Annotated in this window: 11 protein-coding genes and 2 pseudogenes; 8 read left to right on the top strand and 5 right to left on the bottom strand. The window is 70.5% G+C overall.

Going from position 1 to position 15,371, the window contains the following annotated elements; translation table 11 throughout:
- Positions 1-46: 46 nt before the first annotated feature.
- Positions 47-850: an alpha/beta fold hydrolase gene (locus tag ACRRRO_RS07645; RefSeq protein ID WP_424795570.1), complete on the bottom strand. Its 804-nt coding sequence runs from the start codon at positions 848-850 to the stop codon at positions 47-49.
- 92 nt (positions 851-942) lie between these two features.
- Here ACRRRO_RS07645 and ACRRRO_RS07640 point away from each other — a divergent pair, with 92 nt between their 5' ends.
- Positions 943-1,638, top strand: coding sequence for a winged helix-turn-helix transcriptional regulator (locus ACRRRO_RS07640; RefSeq protein WP_424795571.1), 696 nt, complete (start codon positions 943-945; stop codon positions 1,636-1,638).
- A 48-nt stretch (positions 1,639-1,686) separates the two neighbouring features.
- On the opposite strand, the gene ACRRRO_RS07635 is transcribed toward ACRRRO_RS07640, so the two are convergent.
- Complete coding sequence (locus ACRRRO_RS07635) at positions 1,687-2,451, bottom strand: DUF885 domain-containing protein (RefSeq protein WP_434081565.1); 765 nt, start codon at positions 2,449-2,451, stop codon at positions 1,687-1,689.
- Positions 2,452-2,491: 40 nt separating this feature from the next.
- Positions 2,492-3,355 (bottom strand): annotated as a pseudogene (locus ACRRRO_RS07630) (DUF885 family protein); the annotation flags it as partial.
- Between the two features lie 85 nt (positions 3,356-3,440).
- Here ACRRRO_RS07630 and ACRRRO_RS07625 point away from each other — a divergent pair.
- Entirely contained in the window at positions 3,441-4,754 is a 1,314-nt protein-coding gene (locus tag ACRRRO_RS07625; protein WP_424795573.1) for an MFS transporter, read from the top strand.
- Here ACRRRO_RS07625 and ACRRRO_RS07620 read toward each other — a convergent pair.
- Positions 4,751-5,323 (bottom strand): TetR/AcrR family transcriptional regulator, encoded by a 573-nt coding sequence (locus ACRRRO_RS07620; protein WP_424795574.1) that lies wholly within the window; start codon positions 5,321-5,323, stop codon positions 4,751-4,753. The genes ACRRRO_RS07625 and ACRRRO_RS07620 overlap by 4 nt on opposite strands.
- A gap of 226 nt (positions 5,324-5,549) precedes the next feature.
- Between ACRRRO_RS07620 and ACRRRO_RS07615 the strand changes: the two genes are divergently transcribed.
- Entirely contained in the window at positions 5,550-6,515 is a 966-nt protein-coding gene (locus tag ACRRRO_RS07615) for an MFS transporter (RefSeq protein ID WP_434081564.1), read from the top strand.
- Positions 6,512-7,006, top strand: a complete 495-nt coding sequence (locus ACRRRO_RS07610) for a hypothetical protein (protein ID WP_434081331.1) — start codon at positions 6,512-6,514, stop codon at positions 7,004-7,006. Before ACRRRO_RS07615 ends, ACRRRO_RS07610 begins: the two co-directional genes overlap by 4 nt.
- A gap of 120 nt (positions 7,007-7,126) precedes the next feature.
- Here the strand turns inward: ACRRRO_RS07610 and ACRRRO_RS07605 are convergent.
- Positions 7,127-8,589 (bottom strand): annotated as a pseudogene (locus tag ACRRRO_RS07605) (CCA tRNA nucleotidyltransferase).
- Between the two features lie 205 nt (positions 8,590-8,794).
- Between ACRRRO_RS07605 and ACRRRO_RS07600 the strand changes: the two are divergent.
- The 4 genes from ACRRRO_RS07600 (at position 8,795) to ACRRRO_RS07585 (ending at position 15,118) form a co-directional block, all read left to right on the top strand.
- On the top strand, positions 8,795-9,319 hold the full coding sequence (locus ACRRRO_RS07600) for an NUDIX hydrolase (RefSeq protein ID WP_424787280.1): 525 nt from the start codon (positions 8,795-8,797) through the stop codon (positions 9,317-9,319).
- Positions 9,320-9,435: 116 nt separating this feature from the next.
- Positions 9,436-11,832: a DUF6049 family protein gene (locus tag ACRRRO_RS07595; RefSeq protein ID WP_434081563.1), complete on the top strand. Its 2,397-nt coding sequence runs from the start codon at positions 9,436-9,438 to the stop codon at positions 11,830-11,832.
- Positions 11,829-12,494 carry a murein biosynthesis integral membrane protein MurJ gene (murJ, locus tag ACRRRO_RS07590; protein ID WP_434081330.1) on the top strand — a complete coding sequence of 222 codons (666 nt, stop codon included), beginning with the start codon at positions 11,829-11,831 and terminating at the stop codon, positions 12,492-12,494. The genes ACRRRO_RS07595 and murJ overlap by 4 nt, the downstream gene beginning before the upstream one ends.
- Positions 12,491-15,118, top strand: a complete 2,628-nt coding sequence (locus ACRRRO_RS07585) for a lipid II flippase MurJ (protein ID WP_434081329.1) — start codon at positions 12,491-12,493, stop codon at positions 15,116-15,118. The genes murJ and ACRRRO_RS07585 overlap by 4 nt, the downstream gene beginning before the upstream one ends.
- Positions 15,119-15,371 lie beyond the last annotated feature (253 nt).

The following is a 15,371-nucleotide window of genomic DNA, read 5'->3' as shown; positions in this document are numbered from 1 at the left end:
CGGTACCGCCGGGTGCTCTTTGCGGCGCCGGGGGGCGGGCGCGAATCTACCTCGCAGCGCCGGCGAACCGGCTGATCGAGCGGGTCAGGGTCGTGTCGTCCACGCCATGCCACTCACCCGGCAGTATCTCCACCTGCGCGTGCGGCATCGCCTCCTCCAACCCGTTGGCGTACTCATACATCTCGGGTGCGGTGGCGCTCGAGGCCACGATCAACGTGGGCTGGGCCACGGACGCGAACCGCCGTGCCGGCGTCCCGGGGAGGAAGGTCAGCTCGTGCAGCAGCGACGGCGCGTCCTTCAGGTTCGCCTCCGACGGCGGCCCCAGTTCGGCCAGGACCTCCTCGGGAACGCCGACGACCTCGGTCTGGAACCACTGGTGCAGCACCTCGGGTCCCTGAGCGAGACGGCGCTCGCCCTCGGACCTGAAGTCATGGTCGGGATCAGGTTCGTCGAGCAGCGGTGGCTCCAGCAGGGCGAGCCGCTCGATCGGCGCACCGGCTTCGGCGGCAATGAGGGCGAGCGTGGCGCCGGAGGAGAATCCGTAGACGGTGGCCGGACCGCCGGCCAGGTCGATCACGGCGGTCAGGTCCTCCACCTCGCGCTGGACGTCGTACCGCAGGCTGTTGCCGCTCTCACCCGTGCCGCGCCGGTCATAGGTCCACACGGTGAAGTGTGCGGCCAGGGCGTCCGGCAAGGTCGGTTGCGGCGTCGTCATCCGTGACACGCCCACGCAGTGGACCATGACCAGATCGGGACCGGCGCCGGTACGGCTCCATGCGATCGGAGTTCCGTCGGCGGAGTCCACCACGCCGTGGCTGCTTGGACCGGACTGCTCGATGGCACTGGTCATGGAAGTCTCCCTGCTGCGGGGCTGTTCGTCCGTACGTCGCGCTATGTTTAACATAGGTCACACGTCGTTGTCGATAGCCCGGAAGGAACGACATGCCGATCAAGCGCACCTATGCCGCCCACGGCGACGCCTGTGCCACCTCCCATGCCATGGAGTTGATCGGCGACCGGTGGACTTACCCGGCACTGCGCGAACTCATGCTCGGCCCCAAGCGCTTCTCCGAACTACAAGCCACCCTTCGGGGCATTACACCCGCAGTCCTGACCGCCAGGCTGCGTGAACTCGAACGCTCCGGCCTGGTGCAGCGGGTCACCCTTCCGGCCCCCGCGGGCGTCACCGCCTACGCCATCACCGACTGGGCGGCCGAACTACGCCCCGTCTTCGAGTCCCTGGCGTGGTGGGCGCTGAAATCACCGGTACGGGATGTCGCCGGGTGCGGGCTGACACCCGATGCCACCGTCCAGTCGATGCTGACGATGGCGCCCCGGATGCGCATGGATCCGCCCCTGGACCTGGCCCTGCACCTCAACGACACCCGCGTCGACGGCAACGCCGAGCCGTACGCCTATCGACTCCGATGGGCGCAGGAACTGTCCATCGAACGCGGCCCGGCCCCGAACCCGCAGGCCACTGTGACCGGGGATTCCTCAACCTGGACCGGTGTGCTCTATCAGAGCGTCGCTCTCGAATCCGTGGCGGTCGCCGGTGACACCGCGGCCGTCGAGCGGCTGGTGGCGGCCTTCGAGGGTGTCCTGGACGCCGCCACCGCTCCGGTGGCAGCGTCCTGACCCGCACTCCGGCTGGAGGCAGGGTCCTGCGTCCGCCCCGCCTGAGGCTCATAGCCGGGCGAGCTCGGCCTCCAGATCGTCCAGGCCGAGGGCGCCCAGGGACAGCGCCTTCATGTGCCAGGACTTCAGATCGAACTCCTCGCCGCGCTCGGCGTGGGCGGTCCGAGCGGCCTCCCGCCCGGCCAGCCAGGCCCGTTCGCCAAGTTTGTAACTGATCGCCTGACCGGGCCAGCCCAGGTACCGCACGACCTCCGAGGAGATGAAGTCCCTAGAGCGTCCGGAGTGCGCGGCGAAGAATCGCTCGGCGAGTTCGGGCGTCCAGGTCTGTCCGGGGGCGATCGGGGAGTCGGCCGGGATCGTCAGTTCCAGGTGCATCCCCAGGTCGATGACCACCCGGATCGCTCGCATCATCTGGCCATCCAGATACCCCATCCGCGCCTCGTCATCGAGATAGCCCAACTCGTCCATCAACCGTTCGGAGTACAACGCCCATCCCTCGGTGACGCCGGATGAGGAGCCCACCGAGGTCTGGAATGTGGACAACTGCGGCGCCATATAGGCCCACTGCGCCAACTGCAGATGGTGGCCCGGTACGCCCTCGTGGTACCAGGTGCTGACCAGGTCATACATCGGGAAGGACTCCCGGCCGAGCGTCGGTAGCCAGGTGCGGCCCGGGCGGGCGAAGTCCTGGGACGGGCGGGTGTAGTAGGGAGCCGCGGCCGAACCGGCCGGAGCGATCATCGCCTCCACGCGTCTGATCGGCTCGGCGATGTCGAAGTGCGTGCCGTCGAGTTCGGTGATCGCCTCGTCCATCATCTGCTGCAAGCAAGCGCCGGCGGACCTCGTCCTCGCCGTGGATCACCGTGCCGTGTTCATCGAGGTGCCGCATGCACTCCACCGGGGTGGAGCCGGGCAGGATCCTCTCGGCCAGCTCGCGCATCTGGGCGTCGATCTGCTGGTACTCCGCCCAGCCCCAGGCGTAGGCCTCGGCCGGGTCGACGTCGGCGCCCATCACACGGCGCGCGTTCAGCCGGTAGCGCTCCTCGCCGACGGCGTCGGGCGTGCCCTCGGCTTCCGGCGCGTACGTGGTGCGCAGGTACCGAGCCAGGTGGGCGGCGGCCTCGCCGGCGGCCCGGGCGGCATCATCCAGATCCGCACGCAGGTGCTCGGGACCGGCGGAGACGAAGTCCGCGAACCACCCGGTCTGCACCCACTGGTCGATCAGGTCCGCCAGGGCCAGCGCCTGGCGGGGTGCGGCCAGCAGACCGCGGGATCGGCCCTCATCCAGGCTCGCCTGCCAGGAGGTGTAGGCCCGGGGAACCCTGGCCATCCGGCGGGCGATCACCGCCCAGTCCTCATCGGTGCCGGTGGGCATCAGGGAGAATACCTGCCGTACCGCTTGCGGCGGACCGAAGATGTTCCGGATCTCCCGCAGGTGCTCCCCGGCGTCGTGGGACTCGATGATCACACCCAGACGCTCCCGCAGGAGCGTGGTGCAGCGCCGTTCCAGGTCGTCCCAGCCGGTGGAATCCATCCGGTCCAGTTCAGCGAGGGTCTCACTGGCCAGGGTCGTGCGCTCGTCGTGGCCGGCCGGGGAGAAGTCCGGGAGAGCGTCGTCGTGCGGGAACAGGCCCAGGCCGGTGTTGACGATCGGGTTCAATTCAGCGAGGCGGTGCACGTAGCGGTCTGCCAGTTGCCGCGGGGTGAGTGAGTCCATCTGCCCATGGTGGCGTATCCGGGCCGCCTCCGCGTGCTGCGGGGTCGGCGGCCGGGGCCGTGGGTGGGCACTATCGTGGGGCCCCGTGGCTGGCCTCCAGGTGGTGCAGGATCTGCGCACGCTGCTGCGATACGCCGACTTCCGCAGACTCTTCACCGTCCGGCTGGTCTCCCAGTGCGGCGACGGGTTGTTCCAGGCCGGGCTCGCCACCTTGTTCTTCTTCAACCCCGAGAACCTGGCCACGGCGGGAGCGGTTGCGGCAGCGTTCACGGTGCTGCTGCTGCCGTTCACGGTGGTCGGGCCGTTCGTGGGCCCGTTGCTGGACCGGTGGCGTCGCCGTCAGGTGCTGTTGGTGGGAAACGCGGTTCGGGTGCTGCTCGCGGGAGCGCTCGCGATCCTGATGGCCACCCTCGGGGTGGGGCCGGCTGTCTATGTGCTCGCGCTGGTGACCCTGGGGGTGAACAGGTTCCTGCTCGCTGCACTCTCGGCCGGGCTGCCGCGGGTGGTTCCCCGGGAACAACTCCTGATCGCCAACTCCCTGACCCCCACCCTGGGCGCGGTCTCCGCCGTCGTCGGCGCCGCCGTGGGCTTCGCTCTCGGTCTGGTGATGCGGCAGGGCCCAGCGTTGGACGCCGCTGCCCTGACCGGTGCGGCGCTGTTCTTCGTCGCCGCCGCCCTGCTCGCGCTTCGGCTGGGCCGGGACCGGTTGGGGCCGGAACGGTCCCGGATGAGGTCCACCACGTGGGCGCAGGTCGGGCGGGATGTGGGCGCCACCCTCACCGAGATGGTCGACGGCGCGCGGTACCTGATCGCCCGGGGCACCACGGGTGCGGGGCTGGGCGTGATGGCCGGGCACCGTTTCCTGTACGGGCTGAACTTCATCGCCCTGATCCTGATCTCCCGGAACCTGCTGGTGGATCCGGCGAACGCCTCGGCAGGGCTGGCGATGTTCGGGCTGCTGGTCGGGATCTCCTTCGCCGGTAATGGTCTGGCGATCATTCTCACTCCGGCGGCGCGCAGATTGGTCAGTCCCGCCCGGTGGGTGCTGGTGTGCCTGGGTATCGGGGCGCTCAGTCAGGGGGTGCTGGCCACCGCCCCGGTGCAGTGGGTGATCGCCGCAGCGGCGCTGCTCCTGGGATTCAGCGTGCAGGGGGCCAAGATCGCGGTCGATACGATCGTGCACCGCGATACCCACGACAATGTGCGCGGGCGGGCGTTCGCCCTCTACGACGTCCTCTACAACGCCGCGTTCGTGGGGGCCGCGGCCCTCGCTGCCGCTGTGCTGCCGGACACCGGGTACTCCCGGGCAACCTTCGCCGCACTGGGCGCGGTCTATCTGTTGCTGGTGCTGGCCTACCGGCGCGTGCCTACCGCGCCGCAGCCCGCGGGAGAGGGTTAGCGACCCGCGGCGGCCAGGGCCCGCACCGCGTCGGCGGCAACCTCCGGAGCCGGCAGGGAGTCGGGGTCGGTCAGGGCCTGCACGCCCAGGCCGATCACGAGCGCGTACACCAGCGTGCCCAAGCCCTGCTCGGCGGCCGATCCCTCCTCGACCTGTGGCGTGCCCAGTACCACCGAGGCGAGCGTCCGGCGGGTGTGGCCATAGGTTGAGGTGAGTTCATCCCGCAGTTCCTGGTCGAAGGGGGCCTGAGCAATCGCGGCCAGGGCGGCCGAGTGCAGGTCCCGGGAGCCCGGGAGGGCCCTGACCAGTTCGGAGACCAGCATTGCCAGCCGCTCCCCGGCGCTCTCGCCGCCGATCGAACGGACCGCGCGCTCGATCCGGTCGCCCCACTCGCTGGACATCTCCATCGCGGCCAGGTTCATCAACCGGTCCTTGGAGCCGAAGTGGTACCCGATCGAGGCCAGGTGAGCGCCCGAAGCAGCCGTGATGTCCCGGGCAGTGGTTCGGCTGTAGCCCTTGTCCACCAGACACTTCTTCGCGCCCTGAAGGAGCGCTTCGCGTTGACTCATCGTCCTCCGGTCTTCACGTCGCTTCGGGCTGGTCGGATCGGCCGGCCGGCAGGTACGAGGCTACCGCGAATGTTCTTGTACGTACGTCTTGACACGCATCTGTACGTCCGTACACTCGGCTATATGAACGTACGTACACGCTACTCCCCCCCGCACGGTCTCCCCTGGTCCCGCCACGAGGCGCACCTGGCTCGGCTTGGCCGTCCTCCTCGTTCCGGCGCTTCTGGTGTCGATGGACATCTCGATCCTGTTCGTCGCAAGCCCAGCGGTGACAGCCCACCTCGAGCCCACGGCCGGGCAATGGCTGTGGATGATGGACATCTACAGTTTCGTGCTGGCCGGCTTGCTGGTGACGATGGGCGGCCTGGCCGACCGGATCGGACGGCGCCGGCTGCTCCTGATCGGTGCGGCCGCCTTCGGGCTCGCATCACTCGGGCTCGCCTACGCCCCCACACCGGAGACGTTCATCACCGCACGGGCCCTGCTGGGTGTAGGTGCGGCGACACTGGCGCCCTCCACGCTGGCTCTCGTGCGAGCGATGTTCACCGACCCCACCCAGCGCAGCACTGCGGTAGCGGTCTGGACGGTCGCCTTCACGGGTGGCGCGGTTGCCGGGCCCGTGCTGGGGGGCTTCCTGTTGGAGCATTTCTGGTGGGGCTCGGTCTTCCTGGTCAACCTGCCCGTCATGGCCCTGCTGCTGGTGCTCGCACCGTTGCTGGTGCCGGAGTCACGCAATCCGGAGGCTGCCGGGTTCGACCTTCCGGGCGCCGGCCTGTCCCTGGTCGGCATCGTCGCGGTGGTCCTGGCTGCGAAACGCTTCGCCGATGAGCGTCCCGACGTCACCACCGGCGTGACGCTGGTCCTGGGGTTCGTGCTGCTGACGCTCTTCGTGCGGCGGCAACGGCGCTCCGAGGATCCGCTCCTGGATGTCACCCTGTTCCGGAACGCGGCCTTCACCTCATCCGTGCTGGCAAACGCGCTGGCCGCCCTGGTGATGGTGGGCCTGGGACTGCTGGCCTTCACCTACCTGCAGACGGTGCTGGGGTTGAGCCCTTTCCGCGCCGCACTCGCGGTGCTGCCGACGCTGGCCGGCTCCTTCGCCGGGGCCGCGTTCGCCAACGGGATGGCCCGGCATCTACGCCCCTGTCCTGGCTCGTCCCGGGTGGCCTGTCGATCGCCGCCGCCGGGATGAGTGCCATCGCCGCGATCGACCACACCGATTCGGTGGTGGCCTTCATCAGCGGCTACACGGTGCTCACCTTCGGGGTGGGGATCGTGGGCACGATAGCCAACAGCCTGATCCTGGCGACTGCGCCGCTCGAGCGGGCCGGTGGCGCGGCGAGCGTCTCCGAGACCGGCATGGTGCTGGGTGAGGCATTCGGGATCGCGATCTTCGGAACCATCGCCACCGTCATCTTCCGCTCCCGGCTGGGGGACTCCGCCGTCGGGCAGGCCCACCCGGCGGACACGGTCAGCGAGGCGGCCGCGGTCGCCGAGCGCCTGCCGGCTGCCGAGGCCGACCACCTCGTCCGGGTGGCCTTCGACGCTTTCGGGGCCGGCCTGACGACGATCGCTGCGATCAGCGCCGGTGTGCTCACGCTGGCGGCCCTGGCCATCGGGCTGGGGCTGCGCGGCGTCCCATCTCCGTCGGCACCGGTCGGCGCCCCCGGCAAGGCTGACTGACCCGGGTAGACCGGTACAGCCCGCGAAGTTTCTCGCGGGCCCCTGGGCGGCGGCGCGCGGCCACCTCGTCGATGGAGCACACGGTCGCCGGTGCGCTCCCAGCGGGACAGGCCGCGGGTGCTAGCCGCCCTCGGCCTCGCCCTGCTCGGCCCACCAGGCACGCAGTTCGGACTCGGCGCGCTCCGGTCCGAGGGGACCGTGCTCCATCCGCAGCCCCAGCAGGTACTGGTAGGCCCTGCCCACCGCGGGGCCCGGTGCGATCCCGAGGAGTGCCATGATCTCCCGGCCGTCCAGGTCCGGGCGGATCGCCTTGAGTTCCTCCTCCTCGGCCAACTGTGCGATCCGTTCCTCCAGATCGTCATACGCCGCGGCCAGCCGTGCGGCCTTGCGCTTGTTCCGGGTGGTGCAGTCGGCCCGGGTCAGGCGGTGCAACCGTTCGAGCTGGTCGCCGGCGTCCGTGACGTAGCGCGCCGCACCGCCGAGTTGGACCACTTCGCCTCCCCGTACCCGTGGAAACGCAGGTGCAGCGCTACCAGCTTCGCCACCGCCGAGATCGTGGCCTTGTCGAAGCGCAGCGAACGCAGGCGCTTGGTGGTCATCTTCGCGCCGACGATCTCGTGATGGTGGAAGCTCACCCCGCCGCCCGGTTCCATCCGGCGGGTCGCGGGTTTGCCGATGTCGTGCAGCAACGCGGCCAGGCGTAGCACCAGGTCCGGACCGGGTACGGGCCCATCCGGCCCGGTCTCCAGATCGATCGCCTGGTCCAGCACCGTCAGGGAGTGCTCGTAGACGTCCTTGTGCCGGTGATGCTCATCGATGGTCATCTGCAGGGCCGGCAGCTCCGGGAGCACCACGTCGGCGATGCCGGTGTAGGCCATCAGTTCCAGCCCGCGCCGGGGCGCCGGGGCCATCAGCAACTTCACGAGTTCGGCCTGGATCCGCTCGATCGAGACGATGCTGAGGCGGTCCGCCATCGCCGAGATCGCTGCCAGCACGTCCGGCTCGACGTCGAAGGAGAGCTGGGCGGCGAACCGGGCCGCGCGCATCATCCGCAGCGGGTCGTCGTCGAAGGACTGCTCCGGGCCCACCGGGGTGCGCAGTTCGCGGTCGGCCATGGCACTCAGGCCGTCGAAGGGGTCGACGAACACCAGATCCGGCAACCGCAGCGCCATCGCGTTGACGGTGAAGTCACGCCGGGACAGATCCCCGTCGAGGGAGTCGCCGTAGGCCACCGCGGGCTTGCGCGACCCGGGGTCATAACTCTCAGTTCGATAGGTGGTCACCTCCACCACGGTGTCCCCCCGACGCGCGCCGAGGGTACCGAAGTCCCGTCCCATGTCCCACAGCCCGGTGCCCCAGGCGCGCAGGATCTCCTCGGTCTGTTCCGGGCGGGCGGAGGTGGCGAAGTCCAGGTCCGAGGAGGCCTTGCCCAGGAAGGCGTCCCGGACCGGCCCACCGACCAGAGCAAGTTCGTGCCCGGCGTCGGCGAAGGCGCGGCCCAGTTCGATCGCCTCCGGAGCCATCTCGGTGATCGTGCTCAACGCCGTGTGCAACAACTGTGCCGGAGCCTGGGGGGTTGCCATGGAGGAATCCTGCGGGTTCGGTGACACGAGCACCAAGGGTGCCACGCCGCGGCCCGTTCGCGCTCGGTCCGGGGTATGTTCTGGCTCACCACCGCGCCGTTCCGGACACTGGGAACGGTGCAGAGCGGGGCCACGCCAGGCAGCGCGACGTGGCCGCAGACCCCGGCAGCGCCCCGGGCGCGGGCACTCTCGTTAGAGTATTGATATGTCAGCCGCCGTTCCCACTCCCGGGCGACGGGTCCCGAAACCGGGCCCGGTGCGGCGCCGTGCGCCGGTCCGGCACCGGTTGCCGGTGGTCGACGAGACCTCGGCCGGTGGGGTGGTGGTCGACGTGATCGACGGGCTGGCGGTCACCGCGATCATCGCGCGCCGCAATCGGGCCGGACGGCTGGAGTGGTGCCTGCCCAAGGGCCACCTGGAAGGCCGGGAGACCGCCGCCGAGGCCGCAGTCCGGGAGATCGCTGAGGAGACCGGGATCTACGGTCAGGTCCTGCGGCACCTGGACACCATCGACTACTGGTTCGCCGGAACCGACCGGCGCGTGCACAAGGTGGTCCACCACTACCTGCTGTGCGCCGTGAGCGGGGAACTCACGATCGAGAACGACCCGGACCAGGAGGCCGAGGACGTCGCCTGGGTGCTCCTGGACGAAGTAGGCTCACGCCTTGCCTACCCCAACGAGCGCAGGATCGTGGCCACCGCCCGGGACGTGCTGGCCGGGCGGTCGTGAACACCCACGGCGCACCGGCCGGAGCCGGATGAACGTCCCGTCCCGCGCCCGATCCATGGCCGGGTGTGTGCTGGTGACGGTGTTGTGGCTCGGCCTGGCACTCACCGCACCACCCGCTGCCGCGAACCCGCAGGAGGGAACCGAACCCCTGCGGGTGGAAACTGACCTCGATGTCCCCCGCTGTGCTGCGACCAGAGGGTGAACTGACGATCCGGGCCACGGTGCACAACGACTCCTCCGACACGGTGACCGATCCCTCGGTGAAACTGATCATGCAGCGCCATGTCCTCACCACCCGGGCAGCCGTCGACGCCTGGCAGGACGGCACCACCTCCGCCCTGATCGCCACGGCGACCCCGTTCACCGCGGAACTGGAGGAGGACCTCGAGCCACACTCGACCACCGCGTTCACGATCACGATGCCCTCGTCACCGACCTTCGCAGAAACCTCGGCCTGGGGCCCGCGCGGGATCGAGGTGGACGTGACCGGCATCCAGGAGGCGGCGCCCACCACCGGATCGGCCCGCAGCCTGCTGCTGTGGTTCCCGAGTGAGTCACCGTTGCGGTCCCCGGCGGAACTGAGCGTGCTCACCCCGCTGACGCCCACCGGCGCAGAGTGGCACCAGGCAGCCAGCGAGGGCCGCCCGGTCGGCGACGACGTGGCAGCGACACGGCTGCTGCCGGTGCTCCGCGCGACCTCGGGGGCGGAGATGTCCTGGGCACTGGATCCAGCACTGCTGGAATCGGCACCCCCGGTGCCGGCCACCCCCTTGGAACTGGGCGCGGAGGAGGCCGGCGTCCCCGATCCGGACCAGGCCACGCCGGCCGACGAGAGCGACACCGGCCCCGGATCCGATGACAACGACCCACCATCGAACCCCACCGACCAGGATGCGCCGGAGGCTTCCGAGGGCACCGACGACGACGCCCCGGGCGGGGGCGGCACCGACGGCGAAGGTCAGGACGATGCGGCCGGTGGCGACCAGAACGACGACGGCGCCGCCGGCGAGGACACCACCGACGTGACCCCCGGCGCCGGCGCGGGTGGTCCCGGCGCCGACCCGAACGAGTTGGCCACCCACTTGGTCGAACACACCGCCAGGCGCGACGTGGTGGGGCTGGACTACGCCGACACCGACCTGCCGGCACTGGCCCACGCCGGCGACCTCACCCTGTGGCGCCTGGGGCAGCAGCGCGGTGCAGCGTTGCTGAACCAAGCCCGGATCGCGCCACTGACGGACGTGCACTGGCCGGGCGGCCGGATCGATGGCACCACCCTGGCCGCCCTGGCCGGGGAGGACGCCCAGGTCGTGGTGACCCCCGAGGACACCCTGGCCCCCGACGCCCCGGCAGGCCTGCCCGGCAGTCCCACGCAGGTGAGCACCACCGCCGGGGAGGTGCGCGCCGTCGTTCCTGATGAACGCATCTCGGCCCTGCTGACCGGCCACGACGCCTCCGGCGCCGAACTGGACTCCCTCACCGCCCGCCAGCTGCTCCTGGCCGACACCGCTGCGGCGATGCGCGAGTCCGGCGAGGACGGGCCCGGTTTCCTCGCCACCCTCCCCCGGGACGTGTCCGAAGCGGACCTTGACGGTCACCTCCGGGAACTGGCCGACGCGCCCTGGATGGACCTGGCCAACCTGCGCGAGTTGCTCGGACGCACTCCCGGGAGCGGGAGCGAGCCGCGCACGGCCGCCACGGCCACCTTGCCCGACCCGCACCGGCTGGCACCGGAGGAGGTGCTGGACCTGGAGCAGATGCACGACGACATGGCGAACCTCGCCGCCACCCTGCCCGATCGGCAGGGGTTGCTCGACCAGGTGCAACCGGGGCTGCTGACCTCCCTGAGCGCGTCATGGGCGAACGAGGCCGGGGCGCGGGATGAGTTGCTGGAACGGGTCGCGGACCTCGGTGCCGAACTGACCGGGGCGGTCCGGGTGGAACCGGGCAGTTCGGTGCTGCTGATCAACCACAGCGGAGAACTGCCGGTCGCGGTGGCCAACGACCTACCGGTGCCCGCACAGGTCACGGTGGCGCTGCAACCCCAGGATCCTAGGCTGCGGGCCTCCGAACCCATTACGGCGGTGCTGGACCCGGAGACGATCACCACCGTCAGGGTACCGATCCAGGCGGTGGCCAACGGCAACGTGGAACTGGATGTGCAGTTGCTCACCGAACCCGAGGGCGAGGTCGTGGGGCAGGGCGCCTCCTTCGTGGTCCGGGTGCGCGCGGACTGGGAGGACATCGGCACCGCCGTGGTGGCGGTGCTGCTCGCCGTGGCGTTCCTGATCGGGTTGGTGCGCACCATCCGCTCCGGTAAGCGCCGGTTCGACCCGGCTGGACCGGCCGGGGCGTCTGCGGCGTCCGGGACATCTCCGGCCGGCCCGGCAGCATCTGCTCCCAGGAAGATGGACTCGGGTGCTGAGAACCCCGGTGCCCACGGGGTTTCCGGCGCCGGGAGCACATCATCATCCGTGCCCGGAGGGGCCAGTAGCGAAGAGAAGAGGCGATGAGCAGACGAGGCGGGCTGGCCGGATCAGCCGCGGTGATGTTCGCCGGCACCCTGACCTCCCGGGTGCTGGGGCTGGTGCGTTCGGCGCTGCTGATCGCCGCGATCTACACCCTCGGTGGCGCCGCGGACTCCTTCGCGGTGGCGAACAAGATCCCGAACATCATCTACATGCTCATCGCAGGCGGTGTGCTGAACGCAGTCCTGGTGCCTCAGATCGTGCGGGCGATGCGCCAGCACGATGGTGGGCAGGACTACGTCAACCGCTTGCTCACCCTGGCCGGCACCGTGCTGGCCGTGGTGACGGTGCTCCTCACCCTGGCCGCACCCGTTCTGGTGACCCTGTACGCCGCGGAGTTCCGCTCCGGTCCGTGGGCCTCGGTAGCGGTCGCGTTCGCGATGTGGTGCCTACCGCAACTGTTCTTCTACGGCATGTACACCCTGCTGGGGCAGGTGCTGAACGCCCGGTCGGTGTTCGGCCCGTACATGTGGGCACCGGCGGTGAACAACTTGTTCGCCATCATCGGGCTGATCATCTACCTGGTGGTCTTCGGCTCCTTCGACCCGGCCGACCCCGACCCGGCGGCGGCCTTCACCGCCGGAAGGATCGCCCTGTTGGCCGGTTCGGCCACCCTGGGCGTGGTGGCCCAGGGGCGATCCTGGTGATCCCACTGACGCGTTCGGGCTTCAAGTTCCGGTTCCGCTGGGGCATCCGCGGTTCCGGTCTCGGCAGCGCCGGACGGGTGGCCTGGTGGGCATTCCTGGCGCTGCTGGCCGGACAGGTCGGATTCCTGGCCATCTCCAACCTGGCCGCCGCAGCCTCCACCGCCGCGGAGCAAGCCGGTACCTACGCCGCCGGTAACGCCGCCCACGACGCCGCGTTCCTGGTCTTCATGCTGCCGCAGTCGTTGATCACGGTTTCCCTGGTCACCGCGATCTTCACGCGCCTGTCCGCCAACGCCGCCGCTGGGGACGCCACACAGGTGCGCGAGGACCTGTCGATGGGGCTGCGCACGCTCGGAGTGTTCACCGTGTTCGCCGCCGGCGCGCTGGCGGTCCTGGCGATCCCGGTGATCCAGGTGGTCCAGTTCGACGTGGCAACCTTCGAGGCCTACCAGGCTGTCGGGGCGGTCCTGGTGGCCATGGTGATCGGGTTGCCGGCGATCGCAATCTGGACCATGACCCAGCGGGTCTACTTCGCCTACGAGGACACCAAGGCACTGTTCTTCTTCCAGATCCCGATGGCCCTGATCCAGATCGTGGGCTGCGTCCTCGCCTATCTGCTGCTGCCCGTTCACTGGTGGGTGGTGGGATCGGCCGTGGCCAACTCCGTCTCGCTGATGTTCGGTGCGCTGGTCTCCTACCTGGCGTTGCGCCGCAAGCTGCGCACCCTGGACGGGGCGCGGATCCTGCGCACCTACGTACGGCTGACCCTGGCGCTGATCATTCCCACCGGGGTGGGCTGGGGGCTGGTGCACCTGTGGGGGGTGCAGACCAACTTCGCCGGGGCGCTGCTACGGGTCCTCGTCCTCGGGACCCTGATGGCGCTGCTGTACTTCATCGCGCTGCGCCGGTTGCGGGTCAGCGAACTGGATGACCTCATGGTCCGGATCGGGACCCTGGCCGCGCCGTTGACCACCCGGGTGGCGCCGCTGATGGCGCGCATCCCGGGGTCCTCGGGGATGCGTACGATATGGGGCAGGATCACCGGAGTCGACAACGGGAGGGCAACGCAGATGACTGTGCCCGCGGCTGCCTCCCTGAAGGCTGGTGATGTCCTGGCCGGGCGGTACCGGTTGATCTCACCGCAGGAGGGCGCCGAGGGCTGGCTGGGCGCCGACACGATCCTGGACAAGCAGGTGTACATCTCCACCGTTGCGGGCACGCACCGTGAGGCAGCCCTGGATGGAGCGCGCCGGGCGGCGCTGGTTGCTGACGACCGGCTGTTGCGGATCCTGCGTGTGGGGACCCATGAGGGCACCGGCTTCATCGTCACCGAGATACTCCAGGGACGTAGCCTGGCCGAACTGGTCGGCGCCGGCCGGGTGGACCCGGACCAGGCGCGCACCCTGATCGGGGAGGCGGCCGCCGCCCTGGAGGTGGCCCGCCGACGCGGCGTGCGACACCTGCGGCTCGGGCCAGAGTCGCTGTATCGGACACCCTCGGGGCAGGTGCTCGTCACCGGCCTGGCGATCGATGCGGCCGCAGCGGGGGTCTCGGCCGAGTCCGCGCGTGAGGCTGCCCGAACCGACACCGTGGACCTGGTGGCGTTGCTCTACACCGCCCTGACCGGACACTGGCCCGGCGCGGCGGACCTGGCGGGCACGGTACCGCTGGCCCAGCGGTACAACGACCAACCCGTGCCCCCGGCCGAATTGCTGCAGGGCATCCCGGACGATCTGGACACCTTGTGCGCGGTGACCTTCGGACCGCACCGGGACGGTCCCTTCACACCTGGGGAGCTCGTGCGCGACTTGGCGCCCTGGACGGAGCCGGGTGAGGGCCGTGTGCATCTACCCGGCCCTGCGGCCGGTCCGCACGACACCGGGGCAGCAGGTGCCGCTGACGAGGCTGGTGGGACCGTCCTCGCGGGCGTCGGTGTGGCCGGCGTGGCCGGATCGGCGGCCGCAGCCGCCGGTGCGGGACAGCACGACGACGACGGCGGCACGGGTCCCGGCGCCGATCGGCCCGACCCCACCTCGGCCGCGGGCGATGGCGGGCCTGCCGAACCCAGGACGTTCGACACGTCCCGATGGGCGCCGCAGCCGCCGCCCCCGGTCGGCGACCTGCCCGAGTTCGAGGCCCTGATCGCCCCGGAGGAGGCGCCACCGGCCCATGTGCTCGACACCTACGTGGCGCGCCACGAACGGGCCGCGTTCGAACCGCACCTGCAGGCCGCGCACCCCGGCGGCTCACCGGCGGGAGACACCGCCGACCCCGAGGCCCTCGACTCTTCTGGGGAAGCGTCGACGAGCACCTGGACCGGCGCAACGGCGCTGCCACGGCCCGATGAGCCCTTGACCGACCTTCCTCCCACCGCTGATCTGCCCCCGGGTGTGTACCCACCGGGCTCGCCGGCAGCCGGAACACCGGGAGCGGCGGCCGTCACCAGGGGCGCAGCGGCGAGCGCCGGCGGAACCGGTGTGAGCGCTTGCCGGCGCCGCGGCCGGTGGTGCCGGCACGGGCGCTTCCGGCGCCAAGGGGGCGCTCTCGGCAGCAGCGGCCGGAATCGGCGCCGGCGCGGCATCGGCGGGTTCGGCGATCGGCGCGGCCTCGGCGGCCACCGGTAAGGCCCTACGGTCCTTCGCCGACAAGACCGCGGAGATGTCCCGTCGGTTCGCCGACTCGGCCCGGGAACTCACCGGCACCTGGACCTCCGGTTCCGACGCCGAGACGGACCGGGAAGGACCCTGGGCCGCACGTTCCGAAGAATCCTGGGGCGACTCCGCCGGCGCCGCTGGTGCCACCGCGCGACTGAGCGGGCAGGGCAGCAGTGGAGTGCAGACGCAGGATCAGGCCGCCATCTACCCCGTGGCGCACCCC

It is taken from the genome of Sanguibacter sp. Z1732, assembly GCF_051020515.1.
GTDB lineage: Bacteria > Actinomycetota > Actinomycetes > Actinomycetales > Beutenbergiaceae > CALKWS01.
Note: the sequence above shows the minus strand (reverse complement) of the source record. Positions and strands in the feature narration are given on the sequence as shown.

What these genes read in the sequence shown, in the direction of transcription:
- ACRRRO_RS07645 (WP_424795570.1), bottom strand. Translation starts at nt 850, where the DNA reads ATGACCAGTGCCATCGAGCAGTCCGGTCCAAGCAGCCACGGCGTGGTG.
- ACRRRO_RS07640 (WP_424795571.1), top strand. Translation starts at nt 943, where the DNA reads ATGCCGATCAAGCGCACCTATGCCGCCCACGGCGACGCCTGTGCCACC.
- ACRRRO_RS07635 (WP_434081565.1), bottom strand. Translation starts at nt 2,451, where the DNA reads ATGGACGAGGCGATCACCGAACTCGACGGCACGCACTTCGACATCGCC.
- ACRRRO_RS07620 (WP_424795574.1), bottom strand. Translation starts at nt 5,323, where the DNA reads ATGAGTCAACGCGAAGCGCTCCTTCAGGGCGCGAAGAAGTGTCTGGTG.
- ACRRRO_RS07610 (WP_434081331.1), top strand. Translation starts at nt 6,512, where the DNA reads ATGAGTGCCATCGCCGCGATCGACCACACCGATTCGGTGGTGGCCTTC.
- ACRRRO_RS07600 (WP_424787280.1), top strand. Translation starts at nt 8,795, where the DNA reads ATGTCAGCCGCCGTTCCCACTCCCGGGCGACGGGTCCCGAAACCGGGC.
- murJ (WP_434081330.1), top strand. Translation starts at nt 11,829, where the DNA reads ATGAGCAGACGAGGCGGGCTGGCCGGATCAGCCGCGGTGATGTTCGCC.